The sequence below is a fragment of the Orbus sasakiae genome (assembly GCF_039542345.1).
In the GTDB taxonomy this organism is placed as follows: domain Bacteria; phylum Pseudomonadota; class Gammaproteobacteria; order Enterobacterales; family Orbaceae; genus Orbus; species Orbus sasakiae.
Genome location: NZ_BAABHY010000001.1, coordinates 452,690 through 476,161 on the forward strand (window position 1 = coordinate 452,690; position 23,472 = coordinate 476,161).

The following is a 23,472-nucleotide window of genomic DNA, read 5'->3' on the forward strand; positions in this document are numbered from 1 at the left end:
TTATTAATTTATATAAAACAAAGTGTTATTTGTTTTCCTTATTATTTTATAAAGTGGGTTAATTTATTATTTTTTAATTAAAATTAATGATATAAAAATTATTATATTGATATATATTATTATTTATCATTTTATTTATAGTAAAATTTAATGAATTTTTAAAAAAATAATGAATATTTTTATGAATTATCATGTATAATGACCTTAATCGAATATCAATTTCAAATTATAACTAACCACAAATAATGCTTTGTGGCGTGATATGAGGGAGTAACATGAGCAATTTTTCTGCAATCTTTCAACCGATAACAATCAAACGTACTACCATCAAAAACCGTATTGTTATGCCGCCTATTGGAACTAATTTTGCAACACTCAGTGGTGAATTTGTTGATGATCATTTACAGTATTATGAACAAAGAGCAAAAGGTGGAACGGGTCTTATTATCTTAGAAAATGTGTGTATTGATTACCCATATGGAACCAATGGGACGACACAATTAAGAATCGATAATGATCAATATATTCCGGGATTTTATCGTTTTACCGAGCGCATGCATAAGCATGGAGCAACTGTTGCTGTACAAATTAATCATGCCGGCGCCTCAGCTTACTTTGGCCGTTTAAATGGTCTGCAGCCTATTTCTGCATCAAATGTACCGTCTAAAACAGGGGGGAATGCACCAAGACCAATGTCTGTTGACGAGATTCATTATGTTGTAAAGCAATATGGCATTGCCGCTTCAAGAGTTCAACGAGCAGGTTTTGATGCGGTTGAAATTCATGCGGGCCACTCTTATTTATTAAGTCAATTCTTATCGCCATTATTCAATAAGCGGACAGATGAATTTGGTGGAAGCGTTGAGAATCGATCGCGTATTGTGCGTATGGTTATTGACGAAATCCGCAAAAGTGTCGGACCCAACTTCTTAATTATGCTACGTTTTAGTGCTGATGATTTTATTGAAGGTGGGAATACGTTAGAAGATACACTCGAAATCCTTGAATATTTAACTGATGAAGTCGATATTTTTGACGTATCTGCGGCACAAAATGATACTTTGTTTATGCAGATAGACCAAATGAATTTACCTGATGGCTGGCGTTCATATATGGCAAAAGCAGTTAAAGAAAAATTCAATAAACCGACAATAACATCGGGTAATTTTCGTGATCCAAAAATTATTGCTCAAACATTAGAAGATGGTCATGCAGACTTTGTGGTAATGGGGCGAGGTCTTATTGCAGAACCTTATTGGGTTGAGAAAGTTAAAAATAATGAACTTGATACATTACGTCGTTGTATTTCATGTAATATTGGTTGTGCAGATCATCGTATTGCTAAATCAAAACCGATCCGTTGCACCGTGAATCCCGATATTATCAGTTACGAAGATTACAAACGTTATCAAGTTAGTCAACCTCTTAATGTCGTGATCATTGGCGGTGGTTCTGCGGGGCTTGAAGCGGCGGCGAGTGCTGCAGAAGTCGGTTGTAATGTCTCGTTATATGAGGAAAAACCATTTTTAGGTGGGTTATCATCGATTATTTCACGTTTTCCTTATAAACGTAGAATTGCTGATTTACCAAAATTCCTTATTAATCGTTTAAATAAATTACCTAATGTAAAAGTCCATTTAAACACAAAAGCGACACCTGAAATGGTGGCTAGCCATCAGCCTGACCTGGTTGTCGCCGCAACCGGTGCAAAAGCATTGTTACCGCCAATCAAAGGTTTACATGAACAATTATCACAGAAAGAACGTAAAGTCTTTTCAATTTTTGATTTAATGGATAATTTTGAATACTTTACGAATATCCCTGATAAGAAAATTGTCGTGATTGGTGGCGGGGCTGTTGGTCTTGATGTGGTTGAGTATTTTTCTGAAAATAAAGCAAAAAGCTCTACGATTGTTGAAATGCAATCAGCATTAGCCAAAGATTTAGATGTTATTGGTCGCTTATCTATGATGAAAATGATTGAAGATAATAACGTTAATGTGATGTTAGAAACGACGTTACAAGAAGTTAAAGAAGATCGTTTTGTCGTACGTCGAAAAGGTCAAATTGAAGAGCTTGAATTTGACTATGGTTTTGTTTGTTTAGGTCTGACTCCGGTTACCCAATTTATTGATGAATTTAGAAAACATGCTGATCAGCATAACTATGTTTTCCAACAAATCGGTGACAGTAAACAAGCAAGAAAATTAATTGATGGTATGCGCGAAGGGCGTGATATTATTGCGGCTATTCAATCAATTGAACGTACTAAAGCATACGAAATACGCGGTGTTGATATCAATAAACCGCTTTAATTGATGACGTTTTTGCCGTGCATTATTTCAATGTGATGCACGGTTTTTTATTGTGAAGAATCTCGCATTATATTCTTTTTATTCACTTCACCTATCACTGTTTTATACATTATATCTCAAATTTTATCGTTAAATATTTAATATGCGCTGAATGAATTCATTATTTGCTAAAGATAATTAATACATACTTATTAGATAATGAAGGTGGCATTTGCAGAGTAAAATCCCTTATGATTTAAGTTCATTGGCCTTTTCTAGTGGTTGTATACCATTATTATTTTTTGTGAAATTACCCTCGATACCTGTCCGAAACGGGATAATTATTCTGCTATTTTTGATAGCAATCAGTGCATTTTGTAGCAAAAGTAATTTATGAATTATCGTTGGTTTTTTTATTGCTGGATTATTGTGGTCAACTACGAGTGCAACACAATTTTTAGCGGGAATCGAACGATATATAGATCAAACAATGATGATTACAGCATCCGTAAAAAGTATAAACACAGGTTATATCGTTAGCGATAATCATCAAGATGGACAATATATTGACTTTACTATTCTCACTATTAATCAACAACCAATAGCAGACTCCTTAACTGTGTCTCTACTCTGGAAAAATAGATCCATTCCTCATGCTGGAGAACGCTGGCAGCTTAAAATTAAAACAAAAGTTGTCCATAGCTATTTGAATCAAGGTGGTTTTGATAGCCAGCGTTTTGCTATTGCCAATCGGCGTTTACTCAGTGGCACAATTCAAGATGCAACCATCATTGATAAAACATCGAATATACGACAAATGGTTGTCAACAAAGCAGCGCCTTATTTCAATTTATTTGAATATGGTGATGTTATGTTTGCACTTGCATTTGGCGAGCGTAGCCAGCTAACCGAATTGCATAAAACGATGATGTTACAAACGGGTATTGCTCATTTGATGGCGATTTCAGGAATGCATATTTTACTTGTTGTGTATTTATGTGCACGTAGTGTACGAGCCATACAGTATTTTTTACCCGTCAAGCTCATGACTTACTGGTTACCGACGATCGTCGGATTTTGTGCAGCAGGATTTTATGCTTGGTTATCGGGTTTAAATCCGCCAGTTATGCGTGCAATGCTTGCTCTATCAATGTGGTTAATACTTCGCTATCGCAAAACAATATTGAGTCCTTGGCAAATTATTAACCGCGTCATTGCGATATTATTGTTATTTGATCCACTGATGATTTTGTCTGAAAGTTTTTGGTTATCGTGTTATGCCGTCGTCTGTTTAATTATTATTCGGCAATGGCGTGTACAGTCTGATTGGTTAGGACATAAAATCGATTATTTAAGGCAATTATTTACGCTACAATGCTTATTAACCTTACTATTACTGCCTATTCAATTTTTTATTTTTGGAGGAATAAGTTTTGTTACTATTTTAGCTAATCTGATTGCCATTCCTATCATTTCATTTTATACGTTTCCATGCATTTTGCTGTTACTTGTGACGAGTATGTTGAACTGTTTTTATGTGTCTCTATGGTTTGGCGTTTTAGCTCAACAATCCTTAGCCTTATTATTTATGTTATTAAAGCCAATAACAGGGTATTGGTTTGGTATTGCTAATCAATTTTATTTTTTTAGTATTGTGGGTTGGTTAGCACTATTTTGCCGGCAAACTGCTTTTTGGCGTAGTCGAACAGCCACTTTTTTATTGATTATTATGTGCATTTTTTCACCCTTATTTAAAAGATCATCACATGATTGGCGGGTTGATATGTTAGATATTGGCCATGGCTTAGCGGTAGTGATTAGTCAAGGCCGATCGGCTGTTTTATATGATACAGGTGCAAGTTGGCAAAATACTTCTGCTGCACAGCGTATTATTTTACCTTTTTTGACTTGGCATAATCTCAACGTTGAAGGGATTATTATTAGCCATGAACACAATGATCATATTGGCGGTTTAAACTTTATTAAAACACATTTCCCTGATGCATGGTTGATGAGTTCATCGACTAAATTACCCAATGATTATGATTGCATTAATGGTCATTCATTAGCATGGCATGGATTACAATTCTCCGTGTTGTGGCCATTAGCGATGAACCAAGCTGCCTTTAATGCTGAATCTTGTGTCGTAAAAGTCACACTAGGAACGTATTCATTGTTGCTGACGGGGGATCTTGAACGGGCACAAGAGGAAAATTTAGTTTTAATGCAAAAAAATCGGCTATTTTCAACAATTTTACAAATGCCTCATCATGGTAGTAATACCTCTTCCTATTATGCTTTTTTAGCGCACGTAAAGCCTGAAATGACATTAGGATCAGTATCGCGTTATAATCCTTGGAAACTGCCTTCTAATAAGGCTTTAAATCGGTATAATGATCTTAAATTAAATTACTTTTTAACGCAAGAAAGCGGGCAAATAACCATCTACTTTTATCCAGAATATTGGGTTATAGAACGTATGCGCTATGAAATAAAACCACGCTGGTATCATGATTGGTTTGGCGCTTTGCCTATTTACAGGTAAAATAGATCAATTTTATTAGTATGACGGATCGGAATTAACGTGAGCGAACAACATTTAGATAAAGATTTATCAACTTGGAAAACATTTAAACGCCTTTGGCCCAGAATTTCATCATTTAAACCTTATTTGGTTGTTGTAGTCATTTGTTTAGTCATTAATGGCGCATCGGATACTTACCTTTTATCATTAATTCAGCCTTTGCTTGATAAAGGATTTGCAGAAAATGACCGTTCTTTTCTTTTCAACTTGGCCTTTATTGTGGTTGGTCTCTTTTTAGTTAGGGGGGTATCCAACTATGTTTCCGCTTATACGCTCGCTTGGGTATCGGGTAAAATTGTGATGGGGATAAGGCAAGATCTTTTTTCTCACTTTGTTTATTCTCCAGTCAGTTTTTTCGACCAAAATTCAACAGGACGATTACTTTCACGTATCACCTATGATTCAGAACAGGTTGCATCATCATCAGCAGATAGTTTAATTGTGGTAGTTAGAGAATCCATTTATTTAACCGGCTTAGTGTTTGTGATGTTTTATAATAGCTGGCAACTATCACTCGTTCTGTTTGTTGTTGGGCCTATTGTCGGGATATTAATTGGTGTTATTTCAAAACGATTTAGAAAATTAAGTAAAAATATTCAAAATAGCATGGGGGAAGTGACCAGCTCAGCTGAACAAATGTTAAAAGGCCATAAAGAGGTTTTGATTTTTGGTGCTCAAGATACTGAAATCAGCCATTTCCAAAAAGTAAGCAACATGATTCGTCGCCATGGGATGCGTATGGTATCTATTTCAGCGTTATCTACCCCATTTGTGCAATTAATAGCTTCCTTTGCGTTATCTTTTATTTTAATCATGGCGAGCTTCCCCGAAATACAGCTAACACCTGGTGAATTTACAGCAGTATTTTCTGCAATGATTGCGTTGATGAAACCATTAAAAGAACTGACAAATGTTAATGCACAATTTCAAAAAGGCATGGCGGCTTGTCAGACATTATTTAATCTTTTTGATATGCCGCTTGAGAAAGATGAAGGGACTCGTGTTTTAACGAGAGCTAAGGGTGATATTGAATTCCGTAATGTGACATTTACCTATCCTACACGAGAAACGCCCGCATTAGTTAATGTGAGCTTTAAAGTACCGGCAGGGAAAACAATTGCACTAGTTGGTCGTTCAGGATCAGGTAAATCAACGATTGCCAGTTTACTAACACGTTTTTATGATTTAGAACAAGGTGAAATTCTTATCGATGGTGTTAATATTAAAGAATATACACTAGCCTCATTGCGTGAACAGATTGGTTTAGTATCTCAAAATGTTCATCTTTTCCATGATACGGTGACAAACAATATTACTTATGCACGAACAGGAAAATATACGCAACAACAAATTATTCAAGCTGCTGAACATGCCTATGCAATGGATTTTATTAAAGATATGGAACAAGGTTTAGATACCGTCATCGGCGAGAATGGTGTATTGTTATCAGGGGGGCAGCGTCAGCGCGTTGCTATCGCTAGAGCCTTATTACGTGATAATCCAATTCTGATTCTGGATGAAGCAACATCTGCTTTAGACACTGAATCAGAGCGGGCAATTCAGTCTGCATTAAATGAGTTACAAAAGAATCGTACTTCAATCGTTATTGCGCACCGTTTATCAACGATTGAAAATGCAGATGAGATTCTAGTAGTAAGTGATGGGCAAATTGTTGAACGAGGTAATCATCAGTACTTATTAGAACAAAATGGTGTATATGCTCAACTTCACCAGATCCAATTCAGTGAGTAGGCTGGAGAGGCTAAAAAATGATTGCAAAAATCTGGTCGGGTGAAAATAAACTCTATTGGTTACTCGTACCCTTATCATTGGTTTATGGTTTAGTGGTTTTTGTTCGTCGGATTTTATATCAATGCGGTATATTTAAATCTTGGCGATCTCCTATCCCCGTGATTGTTGTCGGTAACTTGTCTGTCGGTGGAAATGGTAAAACGCCAGTCGTCATTTATTTAGTCGAGCAGTTAAAGGCCAATGGTTACAAAGTTGGTGTTGTCGCGCGTGGTTATGGGGGGAAAAGTGATCATTATCCAGTGATTGTGACAAAGCAAACCCCGCCTGCGATCGTTGGGGATGAACCTGTACTGATTTATGAACGAACACACATTCCCTTTGCCGTCGCTCCCAAACGTAGTGAAGCCATTAAGGCTTTATTGAACGAATTTAAGCTTGATGTCATTATTACTGATGATGGTTTACAGCATTATGCACTAGACCGAGATATTGAGATTGTTGTTATAGACGGCAACCGTGGTTTTGGTAATGGTTGGTTTTTACCTGCAGGTCCAATGCGAGAATCAACTTCTCGTTTAAAGCAGGTTGATTACACCTTAATCAATGGCAATAGCCAAAAACATTACATCGATGCTTATACTATGCAATTCATTCCAGATGATGCCATTAATTTATTAACACAAGAACGTAAGCCGATTAGCCAATTACATCATGTTTGTGCGATGGCCGGTATTGGTGATCCGAGCCGTTTTTTTACTATGCTTGAAAAACAGCACGTTGATGTTGTTAATACCATTTCTTTTATGGATCACCAGCAGTATACAGAGCAGCAGTTATCTGCACTGACAAAACCAAATGAATTATTATTAATGACAGAGAAAGATGCCGTAAAATGCTTCTCTTTTGCGAAGGATAATTGGTGGTATTTACCGATTAATGCCGCATTGCCAGATAAATTTATGGCACAACTATTAACTCAAATCAGTAAAATCAGAAAGACAGATTAAGGTGTGCAGATGATGAAACAAAAACTGCTAGATGCAATTGCTTGTCCAAAATGTTTTGGTAAGCTTGATTATAATGAACAACAACAAACATTGTCTTGTCTAAACGATCAGCTTATTTATACCGTTGTTGATGGTATTGCGGTCTTGATTGAAGACGAAGCAAAAACATTAGATCTAACCAATAATAAGGCAACGCTATGAATTATACGGTAATCATACCTGCACGCTATGCTTCAACAAGATTACCAGCAAAACCGTTAGCTGATATTGCTGGTAAACCGATGATTGTGCGAGTCTTAGAACAAGCAAAAAAATCTAAAGCGACAAGAGTTATTGTTGCAACAGATAATCAGCGTGTTTTTGATGTCGTTAAGTCATTTGGTGGTGAGGTCGTGTTAACTAGTGAAAAACATAATTCAGGTACAGAAAGACTGGCTGAAGTGATCAATTTGTGTCAATTTTCAGATGATGAAGTCATTGTTAATGTACAAGGTGATGAGCCATTAATTCCCCCAGTTATTATAGATCAAGTTGCTGATAATTTAGTAAAATACAAAACGGGTATGGCGACACTCGCGGTGCCAATTACCGATGTTGAAGAAGCATTCAATACCGGCGCAGTGAAAGTTGTGACTGACAAAGATGGTTATGCGCTTTACTTTTCACGTTCAACCATACCATGGGAACGTGATAGATTTGCTTTATCTAAAACTTCGATTGGTGATTTTTACCTACGCCATATCGGTATTTATGCGTATCGTGCTGGATTTATTCGTCAGTATATTCGTTGGCAGCCAAGTTCGCTTGAAAAAATTGAAATGCTCGAACAACTCAGAGTATTGTGGTATGGTGAAAAAATTCATGTGGCAGTGGCACTTGAAACACCAGCGATTGGTGTTGATACGCAAGAGGATTTAGATAAAGTACGTGCAATTTATGCAAAATTTTAAGTATTAATCAATACAATACGATAAAGGCTTATAATGAATAAATTTACCGGATTTTCTAAAGCAGGACTCAATTTTTTACAAGACGTAAAAATTCAAAATAGCCGAGAATGGTTTGCTAACCATCGAACAGTATATGATAATGAGTTAGTTAAACCTTTTCGTTCATTAGTTGAAAGTCTGGCTCCTCATATGCTTAAGATTGATGAATGGTTTGAAACCAAGCCTGCAATTGGTAAAACGATTTCTCGTATTAATCGTGATACACGTTTTTCCCATGATAAGTCTCTTTATCGAAACCGTTTGTGGTTAACATTTAAAAGACCGAGTAAAGATTGGAAAGAAGCACCAGCATACTTTTTTGAAATGGATCCGGATATGTACCGTTATGGTTTAGGTTACTACTGTGCACCAAAACAAACCATGGACATATTTAGAAGTGAAATTAACCAAGACCCAGAAAAATTTTTAGATACAGTGAGCTGTGTTAAAAAAACTTTTGAGTTGGTTGGTGAACTGTACAAACGCCCTTTAGTGAAAAATCAACCTGAGCAGATTGCCACTTGGTATAATCGTAAGGACTTTGCTGTCATGGCAACAAGTTGTAATGTTGAAGACTTATATAATGAAAATTTGACTAAAAAGTTAGCCAAAGGCTTCAATCAACTGGTACCACTATATGATTATTTAATGCGTATAGAGATGATTAAAACAATACCAACATTATAAAACAAACATCGATTACCCGTAACAATACGGGTAATCGATTTAGGTTAGAGATTAGGGTAAGAGTGCACTAATTCAGTAATCCCATTTATGACAAATTGCGTACCCATGCAAACTAGCAAAAACCCCATAATTCTTGACGTTGCCTCAATACCACTTTTACCGATTAAACGCATGATATTACCCGCACTGCGCATACAACCCCATAAAATAATGGATAAGATAAAGGGAACGAGAATTGAAGCGGTATAAATGACCCATGTTGAAACATCATAACCGCCACTTTGTACGGTCGATGCCATACTAATTATCATCGCTATTGTTCCAGGGCCTGCAGTACTCGGCATTGCTAATGGCACAAAAGCGATGTTATTTGATGGTTCTTTCTTTTTAGCATCTGCTTCAGGTGTTTTATGGACCGGTTGCTGAGGGAAAAGCATTCTAAAACCGATAAAAGCAACAATCATTCCCCCTGCAATTCGTAAACCGGGTATTGAAATACCAAACGTTTTCATGACAATTTGGCCACAATAAAATGAGACAACCATAATAATGAATACATAAATACACGTCATTTTTGACTGGTAATTACGTTCATCATTAGTCATATCACCAGATAGACCTAACAATAAAGCAACTGTTGTTAAAGGATTCGTTAGGGGGATAAACATAAGCAAACCAAAACCGATAACTTGTATTAATTCCATCATAGATTGTTATTCTTATATCAATTATAGTGTGTGAATTCGATTTTAATTAATTTGCTGATTATTTTACCGCAAATTGTGCTGATTAAACAAATGTTTTAGTCCCAAGAAAAAGGCGGATATATTATCAATAATAAATAGTTTATGATTAATGGTATAAATTGATATCCTTCCATTTTTATCGTCATTTATTGAACATACAAAATGATATCAGCAATTAATGCGTCATAATCAATTGTATTATAATTCGTGACATCAATTTCATATAATTTCCCCAATGAAAATTGATTATACTTACGTTCGGTAATACGTTGTTTAAACTCTGATTGCGTAATTTGTTGGTCAGCGTCTGTTCTATCTGTTAATTTATCACCGTCATGATAACGGGTAGTCAGATGGCTTAAATGACGGGTTAGTTCAAGATCTCTTTTATGACGACGTTGCCAAAGGATCTCAAAATCACAGACTAAACGAATTGTAATAATTTGATACTGGTAGCATTTAGCAAATTTAGCCAAGGTGTTTTTTTGCTTATCGCTAAATGGGTATTCTGTCACAATGATGTCTTTCCCTATCCACATATATTTTTGCAAGATGTCGTAATAAAACTGCCAAACCTTTTGTTCTAACTCCTCTTTTTCAGCTAAATTATTAAACCCAAATTTATCAGCAAATAACTCTTTCATCTCATCAGGTGAAATCATAAAAAGATGAGGTATTTTTTCACGTATTTTGGTGATTAAGTAGCTTTTACCGGTTGCAGGTGGACCTGCAACCAAAATTAATGTTTTTTTCATGACATAATCTCAATTATGTTCTATTATCTAAGTTCATAAATAATTTCATTTTATGCTTAATAATTGATTTTACCTGTTCATTTGCTGGAATGACATTGTGCCTTAGTGAACGGTTAACCTCACTACTGGCAAATGTGGTTTTCGCTGTTGAATTCCACGCCACAAGTAACTCAGTGCCTACGTTAAATTTACGAATACCATTGTTAATTAACTCAGGGTAATCTTCCTCTTTAACGCCAGTACCACCATGAATAACTAATGGAATATTAACAACATGATGAATCTGTTTTAGTAAAGGAATATTAACTTCGGTTTTGCTTTTGAATTGACCGTGATTAGTACCAATTGCAATCGCTAAGGCATCAACGCCTGTTTCTTGCACAAACTTAACTGCATCTTCAGGTTTGGTATAGACCTTATCATTATCATCGACATGAATCCCTTCCTCAGTCCCACCAATGGTACCAAGCTCACCCTCAACACTTGCACCATGACGATGAGCATATTCAACGACAGCTTTTGTTTTTAAAATATTTTCTTTAAAGGGGAGATGTGAACCATCATACATCACGGAGGTGTAACCGCAATCAATGGCTTGTTTTATATCATCAAAATTTCTGGCATGATCTAAATGCAGCACTGCATCGACCATTTCATTATCTGCGATACTTTTGACGACAGATACCAAAACATCCATACCAATGTATTTAGCTGTATCTACGCTTGTTTGAATAATAATTGGGGCTCCAATCTCTTTTGCTGCACGGATCATGTCGGGTAACATTTCCAAATTATGGGCATTAAAAGCACCAACGGTATAATTAAGTTGTTGAGCATTTTGAGTAACATATTTTAACGTTGTGTACATCTAATCATCTCCTATTATTTAACCGGTTATAATGACTTGTTTAGCGATTTGACGCATGTCATCCATTTTATTCATCCACTTATCAATGCCATCACTGTCACGATTTTGTGCCGCTTCAGCGCGTTTTTGGTTATATAAACTCATTAGCTGTTTATACCCATCACCGATGGTTAATTGATAAGATAAGCTCTTTTCAAAATAATCTATTGCTTGATCCTTATCGAACTTGGCCACGATTAATCCCATTGATTCATAGTGTTTAGCAATCGCCGTTTTATCTGATTCAGTTTGTGCTAATAGTGTTTTTAACTGTTCGAGTTTTTCGGCTAATGATGTTTTAAGTGCCACAATTTCGTCATCACTGATTTTCACCATTGGCGGTGGCACTACATTTCCTTCCGTTTTTTTCTTAAAAAAGTTAAACACAATATCTTCTCCTAAAACTAGAATGCTCTTAATATTGGACCAATTATGAGGGCATAAATTAATGCAACTGTTACGGTATCAACATCAGTAGCAGTACTATTGATGAAACCAAGACTATTAAAGGTAACAACTAAAAGTGCTGGTAATAGGGTGATAAAAAAGCCATGTGCAATACCGCCGATAATAGCACCTCGTCGTCCACCTACTTGATTGCCAAAAATACCCGCTGTACCACCTGCAAAAAAGTTAGTTAGCATACCGGGTAGAATCATGGCTAATCCAAATACAGGTAATACAAACATTGCAATAATTGATCCAATTGTTGTGGTAATAAAACCAAGAATAACGGCATTTGGACTGTAAGGAAAAAAGACTGGGCAATCTAATGCTGGAATAGCATTAGGGACTAGGCGCATTGAAATGCCTCTAAAAGCGGGGACAATTTCACCGAGTAGCAGTCTTACGCCAGCAAGTAATACATATACCCCAACAACAAACTGAATGGATTGTAAAAAGGCATACATGATATAATTCTGAGAACCGGACAATGTGGATCCAAATTCTTCACCCGCGAAGACCGCTGTAACAATAAAGAGCGGTACCATTACAACCATGACGGAAAGATAAGTATCTTGTAAAAATTCAAATGCCTTTGGTAATTTGATATCTTCAATTGATTTTTTCTTTTCACCTCTTTCACCAAAGATATAGGCAATACCCGCTTCAAACAGATAACCAATGGTACAAAAATGACCTAATGCTATATCATTTGAACCAGTGACTTTACGAATAATTGGTTGGGCAATCGCGGGCATTGCAACAGCGAAGATACCACCGACCATTCCCCCGACTAAAATTAAACTGATACCACGAAGTCCTGCAAAATAGCCAAATACTGTTGTCATCGTGGCCATCCATAAAATGGCTTGACCCGTTAAAAAGATATATTTCCATTTTGTAAAACGCGCGATTAAGATATTAAACACAAATATGGCTAAAAAAGTCAGTGCAATATCCCGTCCTAAGCCCAGCTCATTCATTGCTTGTCCATTGATCGCTTCAATTGAAGGGATAATGCCTTGCATATGGAAGCCTTCAGTAAATATTTCACCAAAGTAGATTAAGCTTCCTACAATAATTGCTGAACCAGCACTTAAGACCTGAAATCCGAGTAATGTTTTGAGTGAGCCTGAAATAATCTGACCAATTGATTTTTTTTGTAATGCCAAACCAACAAAGGCGATCAGGCTAATCGTTATTGATGCTTGAGTTAAAACATTATCAATAATAAATTCAATTATTCCCATAATGTTGCTCCTTTAAGATTTATAAAACACCTTTTTGTTGTAAGACAGGCGTGATTTTTTGTTCTATTTCTTGTTTTGAAACAATATTTTTTAAATACACGATGACCGTTTTTGTCTCATCAATATTGAATTTTTCAAATTGGCTTTTAAAATTTTCAGCAGTTATAATTAGGTCAGCATTCATGGAGGAAGCGGATGAAATATCAGTATGTTCAAGTTTTGCATCAACATTTAATTTACCTAATACATCTTCTGTTGCCATTTGAGCTGCAAAACTGCTACCTAAACCAGCACCACACACAAACAAAATATTTAATTTTTTCATAAATAATCCTTATATGTATTTGATTGAATTTAAATTAAAAAACTTTAGCTACTAACTATATTTTTACGGAAATATCACTAAATAAAAGTTGCTGAAAATCCTGTTTATTTTCAGCACTAAATAACCGTTTTAAACGATTATCATCATTTATTAACGTCACTAAATTCTTCATAATATTCAGGTGTGAGTAGCTATCAATCGCAGCTAAACAGAAGATCACTTTTACAGGGTCATTATCATCATGACCAAATTTGATCGGGTGTTTTAATTTTGCAACACTAATCCCCAGCTTATTCACGCCATCCTCAGGTCTAGCATGTGCAAGCGCAATATGCTGACCAATGACAATATAGGGGCCATGTTTTTTAACCGATTCAATCATTGAATCAATATACCTAGGCTCGATCGTATTTGACTCAATGAGTGGAGTAGATACTTTTTGAATAGCATCTTCCCAATTTGAGGCCTGTAAATCGAAAAGAATATTGGATTCTTTTAATATCTCTTTCAACATAGGTTGAATTTCCTCCTGATTAATTTTTAAGTCATGACTATCTAAAGCCTGCTCGAGTTTTTGATATAAATGTTTGCTAATCGTTATATCTTCACTTTCGATAACATTAAGTATGGATAAAAAGAGTTGGGTATAATCAGATTTTTCATTGATAGTACGTCGTAAGTGTATATTTTGATTAAGAAAAACTTTGATTTTTTCTTGATCAATATCGCGAATGATTGGTGGTAAAAAAAGATAAGGTTTATTTACACTCGTCAAGCGTATTGTCGAAAAAATAATATCCGCATCTAGTCTTGATAATATTTCAAATTCACGAGAACTCAGTGTGGCAACAATATCGATATTAAAAAGTTGTTTTAGATTTTCTGATAATAATTTCGCCGTTGCCATGCCGTGATTACATACCACAATCGCTTTGTAGACATAATGTAAATCTTGATTTATTTTGCATTCTGATGTTGAAAAGTAGATGGTTAAAAAGGCAATTTCATCACAAGTAATGTGTTTTTTTATTATTTTTTCAAAATAAGGTGTGAATTTGGCAATCGAATGGTACAGCTTTGAATAGTTACTTTTGATATTATCTTTTAAAGGATTAACCACTTGTAAATCGTTTTTCATTCGACTGAGTAATCCCGTAATATGCTGATAAAGTCCTTCATACAGTTCTTCTTCACGCCTAGAAAACGGAATACCAGTATCATGTTCCACAAATTTAATGAGCTGAATCGTCAGTAGCTGAGCTTGAACCCATTCTAATGAATTGTTCATGTTTTTGTGGTTAAGTGTCTGTAGGATAAACGATAAGTATTTGATCTCTTCAGTTGAGGTATACACTTTAAAGGTTTGAATAATTTGTCGAATAAAACTAACGACATCAGTTTCATCTGAAAGCAGTATTTCCGGTGACGATTTTGCTATGGTTTCGGAGATTTTTAATCGACCTAACCAAATTGACGTAAATAATAGAAAATATTTTCGGTAATAACTATTTTGTTGGGATGAAACAGTATAATCGTATACGTCGTCGATATTTTCATAAATCGATTTAGGGATATAAGAAAAGAGAATTTTCTCATACATGGATTCATCAATAGTGTTAATTTGATAGTCAAGAATACCAATACTGTTATTAATTAAGTCAAAAAGCATGGTTCTAATGCTGCGTTCTGCACCACTCAATACTAATCCTTTTTTGGCGATGCTAGTCACTTCTATTTGATAGTAATGCAACGATTGTCTCACCTTACGCATATCATCATCTAAAGTACTTTTCGAAACTTGAAATTGCTTTTCTTTTACATACAAATAAGTTGGTGAATCATTAAATGCGATATCTAAAATCAAATCAAAACAACGTTCTTCTGGTGATAAAGGTTGATTAACGCGTTCAATGTTATTTAATAATGTTGCTCTTTTTTGAGCGCCAAGTTCTAATATGATGCCGCGTTTTTTTACATTTTTAATATAACTTAAATTATTCTTAGCCAAAAAATAATTAGCATCACTGATTTCATTACGAATAGTGCGTTCGCTAACTTGGAATTCCTTTGCCAATACTTCTAATGAAATACCATCTTCAATATTGATCAAATATTTTATGATTTTAATGGTTCTTTCTCTCAGCATAGTGATATCCTGTTTGAATTTAAAATTATGATAGTGAGTTTATCGTTAAATGTTCAGTAGAGATGTTTGCATATTATTACTGCAAGAATGTATACCTACTGAGATCCAACTCAGTTACTATTCAATTGATTTAATGATGGGAATTAACGATAACATTATTTGTAAAACACAAGTGAGGTAGCGGTGGGTTATTGCAAACGCGGTCACAAACTCATAACACAACTGAACATTATTTCAACGTAAAATGGTTTTTATTCAGGTAAGTAAAAATATGATTGGTTTAGACATAAAATAAAAAACCCCTTCGTAGTGAAGGGGTTTGACATTTTTTATAAATTTAATTTAACAGCAATTCTAAATTATGTATAACTCAGAACGGAATATCATCATCAAAGTCCATTGGTGGTTCATTAGCTGGCGCTTGTTGTGCAGGCGCTTTACGTGCTGCTGGTGCTGACGAGTTATTATTAGTGCTTTGTCCCCAACTTTGTTGTGGTGCTTCATCCATAGCATTACTACCACGACCACCTAAAATTTGTAACGTGCCACCAATGTTAACTACAATTTCAGTCGTATAACGATCTTGACCTGATTGGTCCTGCCATTTACGTGTTTGTAATTGACCTTCGATATAGACTTGTGAGCCTTTTTTCAGATATTCACCAGCAATCTCAGCTAAACGACCAAAAATAACAACTCGATGCCATTCAGTGCGATCTTTTTGCTCGCCGGTTTGTTTATCTTTCCACGTTTCAGAAGTGGCAATACTAATATTGGCAACAGCGCCACCATTAGGTAAATAACGGACTTCAGGGTCTTGCCCTAGATTACCCACTAAAATGACCTTGTTTATTCCTCTATTTGCCATTGATATTACTCCTAAACGTTATTGAACTATTTTTAATTAAATTTTAACTAAGCGGTTAATTTTACCATTGTAACATGAGCAAGAGTCAAGGTAATTAGTTTTTCTTATTCCCTGACCAATTTTGCGATAGTGCTCGATTATATTATTGAAATAATGGAAAAATAAATGACGATTTATTTCGTCGCCATTAAGATATAGTTCACATCGACATTGTTGCTGAGTATAAATTTGTTTTTAAATAATTGATATTCCATACCAATTATATCGCTGATTTGTAGACCTGCATTTGTGACGACATCCATTAATTCAGACGGGCGGATAAAACGATTAAAATCATGCGTACCTTTAGGAACGATGCGGCGAATATATTCAGCACCATATATCATTAAAAGTTTTGATTTATGGTTACGATTGATAGTTGATAAAAACAGTTTCCCTTGTGGTTTAAGCAGTGTCGCACATGCATTAATCACTGAGGCGGGATCAGGTACATGTTCAAGTAATTCCATACACGTAATAATGTCATATTTAGCTGGAAATTGTTGTGCGTGTTCTTCAACGGGCGCGTTAATGTAACTTATCTCTAATTGATTTTGTAAAGCATGATTGCGCGCGACATTAAGTGACGCTTCAGCCAAATCCAGACCCGTTACGTTAGCCCCGAGTTTAGCTAAGCTTTCAGACAAAATACCACCGCCACATCCAACATCTAATACATCTTTACCTTTTAGTGATCCACAATTTTGGACAATATAGTCAAGGCGTAATGGATTAATAATATGCAATGGTTTGCATTTTCCATTAGGATCCCACCATTCGCTAGCCAGTTGTGAAAACTTTTCAATTTCATGTAGATCAATATTTTGTGACATTTTATTTCCCTTAACGATATGGGGTGAGTCAATTACTCAATAGTTGTTAAAAAACGTTGGATAATTTGTGCTGTTAGTCCCCAGATAACATGATGCTGATAATGATAAAAATAGACGTCATGTTGTGAACGTTTTTGCCAGTCTTTAGACCGTTTTGGTATTAATTCAAATGGAAAATCGTGAGCGGGTTTATGAGCCACTTCCATTGTTGCTTTAAGGGGCGGATTACTGATAAACCAATTAATGGGTACCATAAAAGTATCAGCAACTTCAGCTTCATTGAGTTTAAAATGAGTGCTCAGACATTCGCCAACTACGGGGTAAATTTTTAAACCGATAGCAGATAAAAAAGAGGGTAATTGGCCATAGACTTTTATTTTATCTTTTTCGATGCCCAGTTCTTCTTCTGTTTCACGTAAAGCCGTATTGATTGCTGTGTGGTCACTGACTTCCATTTTGCCGCCGGGAAAGCAAATATCGCCTGGTTGCCACTTTAATGTTGAAGAACGCACTTCAAATAATAAGCACAGCTGGCCATCATGATTTCTCACGATGGGTATTAATACAGCTGCTTTGTCTGCAATATTATATTTTTTTATTTGATTTTCAATTTTATTAAATATATATTCAGTCGTAATCATTATTGTTTCGCATTAAAAGTTGACTTTAACGTGAAAATCTGCTTAATGTTGTTTCGCAAAATTCTTTACGTTAATAAAATAACATGCTAGATTGCGATGATATTATAAAAATGTGCATTTAGTCACGTTTTTAATTTCAGAGATATTATGCAAGAGTATATCCATAAAATCAAAAATACCCTCAATGAACTTGCTATTATAAAACAGCAGCGAGCGCTTGATGTTATGCCTGAATCTTTTCAGGAAGTATTTTTATTATTGCCGATATTGTTGCATTATCATCACCCTAATTTACCTGGTTATATTGATAATCCTGTACCTCATGGTATTGCTTACTACCTGCCAAATGGTGAAATACTGTCTAAGGCTGAGAAAAAATTTGGTTTTTTGGCTGATGAAAGACAGATTACTGAATTCAAGTTGTCAGCACTATACTCAATGGGAAGTACTTGTACACTTGGTCAATCGATTGAATCGGATTTGGATATTTGGGTTTGTGTTGAGCATAGTTTATCTGACGAAGAGCGTGCTTTATTACAGCGTAAATGTCACTTAATCGAAACATGGGCGGATACCCTTGGCATTCAATTAACACTCTTTATTGTCGATGCAGATCGCTTTAAAGAGAAACATCATGAATGTTTAATGGGGGAAAATTGTGGTTCAGCTCAGCACATGCTTTTACTTGAAGAATTTTATCGAAGTGCTAATCATTTAGCCGGTAAATCACTACTTTGGTATGCGATTCCTTCTGATTTCATCATCAACGGTAAACAGTATGCATCGTATGATGAATGTATTACAGCGTTAGTTGATGCTAATGCAATTGAACGCAATGAATGGATCGATTTTGGTTCATTAGTTGAATTATCGGCTCAAGAATATTTTGGTGCTTGTTTATGGCAACTTTATAAAAGTATCGACTCCCCCTTTAAAGCCGTATTAAAAACATTATTACTCGAAGCGTATTCTTGGGAATACCCGGAGACAAAAGTTGTTGCTTATCAAGTTAAATCATTGATTCAAAATCATGATTTACGCTATAGCTACCTTGACTCTTATTATATGATGTTGGAAAAAGTTACCCATTATCTTGTTTCGATTGGTGATGCCGCTCGTTTAGATTTAGTGAGGGGGTGTTTTTACTTAAAAGTAAATGAACGTCTTTCAAAACCCACGATGCATATCTCTTGGCGACGCTCTTTATTAACCGATCTCGTCAATAGCTGGGGATGGAACGATAGCGATATCAAAAGTTTAGATCGCTGTGAGTTATGGAAAATCGAAAAAGTCAGAGATGTGAACGACCTTTTATTACAAACCATGATGACTGGTTACCGTAACTTACTTAATTTTGGTCGACGCAATAATCTTGATTCTATTATTAGTCCACAAGACTTAGCAATATTAACTCGCAAACTTTATGCGGCATATGAAGTATTACCTGGTAAAGTAACAGTCATTAATCCTAATATTGCCAATGATTTATCTGAACAAAGTTTAACATTTATTCATGTTAAAAATGATCGGGTGAATCGAATTGGTTGGTATGTGTATAATCAACGTCCTTCATTTGATTCAATTGTTGGGCATCAATATTTAGAATACAGTAATTCGTTAGTTAAGCTCGTTGCCTGGTGCTACTTTAATCGACTGATTTCTGAAAAAACAACGTTATATTATCGTGATGGGTCAGATCATGATTCTTCAAAATTAAACCAATTAGTTTATGATTTACAATCGTACTTCCCTGTTACTGTGCCGTCAGCAAGTGAAGAGGCACTTTATGGTCCTTGTGAAATTAGACAATTAGCCATTATAATTAATTTAAAAGAAGATATTACAAGTCATCCAGATATTATCGATCAACATAAAACGACGTTAAATACCAATGTATTAAACTATGGTGAAAAGGAAGTCAGTTTAGTGAAATCAATTAATTTACTGTATCGTAATTCTTGGAATGAAATCAGAGTGTTGCATTTTGATGGTGCGCTTTGTGTATTAGATGCGGTCAAAACATTGTTAAATCGTATGCATAAAGATGCTGACTTACCACATTCAATCAAAATATTTTGTTACAGTAAAAAATTGCAAAATGAAATTCGTGAACAGATGCAAGTTCTGATGGATCGGTGTATTGATTTACGTTTAAGTACGACCAAAAATAATTTAAAACAATTTATGCCACTACGTATAAACGGATCGTCTTGGTATCTATTTTTTGAACGCTTTGGTGTCACTGCGCATCAATTTGATAACACTGTTGATTTCTATGGTGCTTTGTCTAACAATAAAATTCATGGTCGAGCACTCAATGTTTGGGATGAAACAAATGAATTACCGAAAGAGATTGATAGTGTCGCGTGTGAGGGGATTATTCAATTTTTCTTTGAAAATAAAGCGTCAGGTTTTGATCTCTATATTTTAAATGAAAATAATCAAGCTGAGATCTATCGTAACTGTAATGGTAATGTTGAAAATATGATAAAAGATGTCAATAGTTTTTATACTTTATCAGATGACCGCTTTACCTTTGCAACCAGTTCATCGATTAATTTTAATTTACCTCAGTTTTATCAAATTTATTATAATGGTGAAGGTAAAAGGGGAATTGCACCTTTTAATCAATCACAATAAGATGAGTAAATATTTACCATAAAAGGTAACATTACGCTTCTTATTCCTTTTTTTGTCATTTCTACACGTATCAATTCGTTGACCAATTTCATCTTAACTTATTGTCATTTAAAGGTATAATAGCTATCAATAATGGCCAAAATATTTTTTATAGATCTCTTTATTCTATTTCTATTAAAATATTGGGAACTTTTTTAATTTTTTGAACTCTAACTTACCGTATGCGAATTTTAGGTCATAAGGGATAAGAGAATGATAATGAGGAATGACCTTAAATGGGAGAACAAGTAACCGATCAAGTATTGGTTGACCGAGTGCTTGCAGGCAATAAAAATGCGTTTAATCTTTTGGTAACACGTTATCAAAGTAGATTAGCACATTTAGTCTCTCGTTATGTGTCGCAATCAGAGATCCCTGATGTCGTCCAAGAAACATTTATTAGAGCTTATCGTTCATTAAGTTCTTTTAAAGGTGAGAGTGTATTTTATACTTGGTTATATCGCATCGCGGTTAATACTGCAAAAAATTATTTAATTGCACAGGGTCGGCGGCCTCCAGCATCAGATATTGATGCACAAGAGGCAGAAACATACGATGGTGCTGACTTATTAAGAGACATTGATAACCCTGAAAGTTTAGTATTATCAAATGAAATAAAAAAGGTGGTGTTTCAAACAATTGATTCGCTACCCGAAGATTTAAAAACTGCAATTACATTACGTGAAATAGATGGTTTAAGCTATGAAGAAATTGCAGAAATTATGAGTACGCCTGTTGGTACGGTACGATCACGGATTTTTAGAGCACGTGAAGCAATTGATGAAAAATTAAAACCATTATTAGGTTAATAAACAGAAGTGAACCACTATGATTAAAGGGCAAACTATGTTACAAGAGCAAAAAGAGCAGCTTTCATCTCTAATGGACGACAATCAATGTGATGTCATATTGGTTGATACGATTACGCATGATGATGAATTAAAGCAGTGCTGGCATCGTTATCATATTGCACGTGATGTGATGCAAGGTAAATTACATGATTGCGCTTTAACATTTGATATTGCAGATAAGGTTGCTAATGCTATTGCATTAGATGACTTATTTGATCAAACATCTGTCGATCAGGCTCCGGTTGTTAAATCACCTAATCTGTTTTGGATTAAAGCTAAAGATGTGGTAGGGAAACTTACTCAGGTTGGGCTTGCTGCATGTGTCACTCTCGGTATTATCGCTGGTGTACAATATCAACAAGGTAGTCAAGTTGAAAATGCTGCGCCAGTGTTAAATACGATGCCAGTTGGTGTCAATGTTTCACCTGTTGGCGGAGTCCCTGCTCAACAGCAAAATTATCAAGTACAAAATGATACAATGGATCAGCAGCAATACAATAAAATTCGTTTGTTGATACAAGATTACGAATTACAAAAACGTTTGAATGTTCAGTAATAGCTTGTTAATAATGATATTAAAACTGAATACTTATGAATAAGTTATTTCATGTATGCCGTAAAAAATTTTTTTTGCGGCACTGTAAAATTATTTCGACTGCGATATTATTGACGGTATCGCTGCCATCTTTTGCAATGGCTTCTGGTGATATTGTTGCAAATGATTCTGCTACCAGTCTTCAAACGTCAACAGATAATTCTGTAATGACGATTCTAAACAACATGCAAGATGCTGTATTGCATACAGACTATAAAATTTCTATTGTACTTGAAGAATCATCAGACTTTTCTAATACGCTACAATATCGCTATTTAGGCGCCAATAATCTTAATTATGGTAATTTAATCTTTTTAGAAGGTGCACCAAAAGAGATTATATTACATGATAATATTGTCAGTTATTTTCAATCAGATAGTATCGCATTTTCGTTGTCTGCTAACCGCATTATCGAAGCTTTTCCTGATGTCGTTTATAATGATTTTAGTAAACTAACCGATTCTTATGATTTTATTTTGTTAGGCAAAGCCAGAACGGCTAACCGCAGCAGTCAATTGGTGAGGATTGTCCCAAAAGATAAAGATCGTTATAACTACGTTATTTGGATTGATGATAAAACACATTTACCATTACGAATCGATCTACTCGATTTGAATTCTAAAATTATTAAACAAATCAAAGTGGTCACGTTAGATTTGGATTTCAATAAAACGGCTTTTCAAAGTTATATCGAAGATCGTGATTATCCTATTCTTTTCCCTATCGATAAAGAAACGAGTGAACGAAATTCATGGCAAGTTGGCTGGTTACCGAAAGGATTTAAGGAAAATGCAGCTTATAACATTAATTTTAATCAATCAGGGATTGATACAAAGTTATTTTCTGATGGTATTTTCTCTTTTACTGTTAACGTGTCTGAATTATCAAATAATGATGCAACACATGTTGTAACTCAAGGTGCAAGAACCGTTTACTCAACCAATTTAAACAATATGAATATTGTGATTATTGGTGATTTACCATTTGAAACGATAGAACGCATCGCACAAAGTATTAAAACTAAATAATCATTATTAAAAAGCATCGATGTAGTACTATGCTTAAAGCCGATTAATGTGT

21 protein-coding genes are annotated in these 23,472 nt (G+C 35.1%); 11 read left to right on the forward strand and 10 right to left on the reverse strand.

The window, feature by feature from the left end:
• Positions 1–275: 275 nt before the first annotated feature.
• From ABEA36_RS01945 to ABEA36_RS01975, 7 genes are all read left to right on the forward strand, one after another.
• Positions 276–2,315 carry an oxidoreductase gene (locus tag ABEA36_RS01945; protein ID WP_345488259.1) on the forward strand — a complete coding sequence of 680 codons (2,040 nt, stop codon included), beginning with the start codon at positions 276–278 and terminating at the stop codon, positions 2,313–2,315.
• A gap of 394 nt (positions 2,316–2,709) precedes the next feature.
• Positions 2,710–4,839: a DNA internalization-related competence protein ComEC/Rec2 gene (locus tag ABEA36_RS01950; RefSeq protein ID WP_486348660.1), complete on the forward strand. Its 2,130-nt coding sequence runs from the start codon at positions 2,710–2,712 to the stop codon at positions 4,837–4,839.
• A gap of 39 nt (positions 4,840–4,878) precedes the next feature.
• Complete coding sequence (gene msbA / locus ABEA36_RS01955; RefSeq protein WP_345488261.1) at positions 4,879–6,630, forward strand: lipid A ABC transporter ATP-binding protein/permease MsbA; 1,752 nt, start codon at positions 4,879–4,881, stop codon at positions 6,628–6,630.
• 17 nt (positions 6,631–6,647) lie between these two features.
• Positions 6,648–7,637, forward strand: a complete 990-nt coding sequence (gene lpxK, locus ABEA36_RS01960; RefSeq protein ID WP_345488263.1) for a tetraacyldisaccharide 4'-kinase — start codon at positions 6,648–6,650, stop codon at positions 7,635–7,637.
• 9 nt (positions 7,638–7,646) lie between these two features.
• Positions 7,647–7,838: a Trm112 family protein gene (locus tag ABEA36_RS01965; RefSeq protein ID WP_425571842.1), complete on the forward strand. Its 192-nt coding sequence runs from the start codon at positions 7,647–7,649 to the stop codon at positions 7,836–7,838.
• Entirely contained in the window at positions 7,835–8,587 is a 753-nt protein-coding gene (kdsB, locus tag ABEA36_RS01970) for a 3-deoxy-manno-octulosonate cytidylyltransferase (RefSeq protein ID WP_345488266.1), read from the forward strand. Before ABEA36_RS01965 ends, kdsB begins: the two co-directional genes overlap by 4 nt.
• Positions 8,588–8,617: 30 nt before the next feature.
• Positions 8,618–9,313: a DUF2461 domain-containing protein gene (locus tag ABEA36_RS01975; protein ID WP_345490824.1), complete on the forward strand. Its 696-nt coding sequence runs from the start codon at positions 8,618–8,620 to the stop codon at positions 9,311–9,313.
• A 44-nt stretch (positions 9,314–9,357) separates the two neighbouring features.
• Here ABEA36_RS01975 and ABEA36_RS01980 read toward each other — a convergent pair whose 3' ends face one another.
• From ABEA36_RS01980 to ABEA36_RS02025, 10 genes are all read right to left on the reverse strand, one after another.
• Positions 9,358–10,020, reverse strand: coding sequence for a MarC family NAAT transporter (locus ABEA36_RS01980; protein ID WP_345488268.1), 663 nt, complete (start codon positions 10,018–10,020; stop codon positions 9,358–9,360).
• A 185-nt stretch (positions 10,021–10,205) separates the two neighbouring features.
• Positions 10,206–10,814 carry a P-loop nucleotide/nucleoside kinase family protein gene (locus tag ABEA36_RS01985; protein ID WP_345488270.1) on the reverse strand — a complete coding sequence of 203 codons (609 nt, stop codon included), beginning with the start codon at positions 10,812–10,814 and terminating at the stop codon, positions 10,206–10,208.
• A gap of 13 nt (positions 10,815–10,827) precedes the next feature.
• Positions 10,828–11,682: a class II fructose-bisphosphate aldolase gene (locus ABEA36_RS01990; protein WP_345488272.1), complete on the reverse strand. Its 855-nt coding sequence runs from the start codon at positions 11,680–11,682 to the stop codon at positions 10,828–10,830.
• Between the two features lie 18 nt (positions 11,683–11,700).
• Positions 11,701–12,108, reverse strand: coding sequence for a tetratricopeptide repeat protein (locus ABEA36_RS01995; RefSeq protein ID WP_345488274.1), 408 nt, complete (start codon positions 12,106–12,108; stop codon positions 11,701–11,703).
• A gap of 17 nt (positions 12,109–12,125) precedes the next feature.
• Positions 12,126–13,415, reverse strand: coding sequence for a PTS sugar transporter subunit IIC (locus ABEA36_RS02000; RefSeq protein ID WP_345488275.1), 1,290 nt, complete (start codon positions 13,413–13,415; stop codon positions 12,126–12,128).
• A gap of 19 nt (positions 13,416–13,434) precedes the next feature.
• Positions 13,435–13,740: a PTS sugar transporter subunit IIB gene (locus tag ABEA36_RS02005; RefSeq protein WP_345488277.1), complete on the reverse strand. Its 306-nt coding sequence runs from the start codon at positions 13,738–13,740 to the stop codon at positions 13,435–13,437.
• 55 nt (positions 13,741–13,795) lie between these two features.
• On the reverse strand, positions 13,796–15,886 hold the full coding sequence (locus ABEA36_RS02010) for a BglG family transcription antiterminator (RefSeq protein WP_345488279.1): 2,091 nt from the start codon (positions 15,884–15,886) through the stop codon (positions 13,796–13,798).
• 370 nt (positions 15,887–16,256) lie between these two features.
• Positions 16,257–16,754, reverse strand: a complete 498-nt coding sequence (locus ABEA36_RS02015) for a single-stranded DNA-binding protein (protein ID WP_345488281.1) — start codon at positions 16,752–16,754, stop codon at positions 16,257–16,259.
• 173 nt (positions 16,755–16,927) lie between these two features.
• The gene (ubiG, locus tag ABEA36_RS02020) at positions 16,928–17,626 is read right to left on the reverse strand and encodes a bifunctional 2-polyprenyl-6-hydroxyphenol methylase/3-demethylubiquinol 3-O-methyltransferase UbiG (protein WP_345488283.1); all 699 of its coding nucleotides are present in this window, start codon (positions 17,624–17,626) and stop codon (positions 16,928–16,930) included.
• Between the two features lie 32 nt (positions 17,627–17,658).
• Entirely contained in the window at positions 17,659–18,267 is a 609-nt protein-coding gene (locus tag ABEA36_RS02025) for an NUDIX hydrolase (RefSeq protein WP_345488285.1), read from the reverse strand.
• Between the two features lie 147 nt (positions 18,268–18,414).
• Here ABEA36_RS02025 and ABEA36_RS02030 point away from each other — a divergent pair, with 147 nt between their 5' ends.
• The 4 genes from ABEA36_RS02030 (at position 18,415) to ABEA36_RS02045 (ending at position 23,420) form a co-directional block, all read left to right on the forward strand.
• A complete protein-coding gene (locus ABEA36_RS02030; protein ID WP_345488287.1) occupies positions 18,415–20,907 on the forward strand; it encodes a class I adenylate cyclase in 2,493 nt (830 codons plus the stop codon).
• 275 nt (positions 20,908–21,182) lie between these two features.
• On the forward strand, positions 21,183–21,755 hold the full coding sequence (gene rpoE / locus ABEA36_RS02035) for an RNA polymerase sigma factor RpoE (RefSeq protein ID WP_345488289.1): 573 nt from the start codon (positions 21,183–21,185) through the stop codon (positions 21,753–21,755).
• Positions 21,756–21,792: 37 nt separating this feature from the next.
• Positions 21,793–22,353, forward strand: coding sequence for an RseA family anti-sigma factor (locus ABEA36_RS02040; protein ID WP_345488291.1), 561 nt, complete (start codon positions 21,793–21,795; stop codon positions 22,351–22,353).
• A 35-nt stretch (positions 22,354–22,388) separates the two neighbouring features.
• Entirely contained in the window at positions 22,389–23,420 is a 1,032-nt protein-coding gene (locus tag ABEA36_RS02045; protein ID WP_345488293.1) for a MucB/RseB C-terminal domain-containing protein, read from the forward strand.
• Positions 23,421–23,472: the final 52 nt, after the last annotated feature.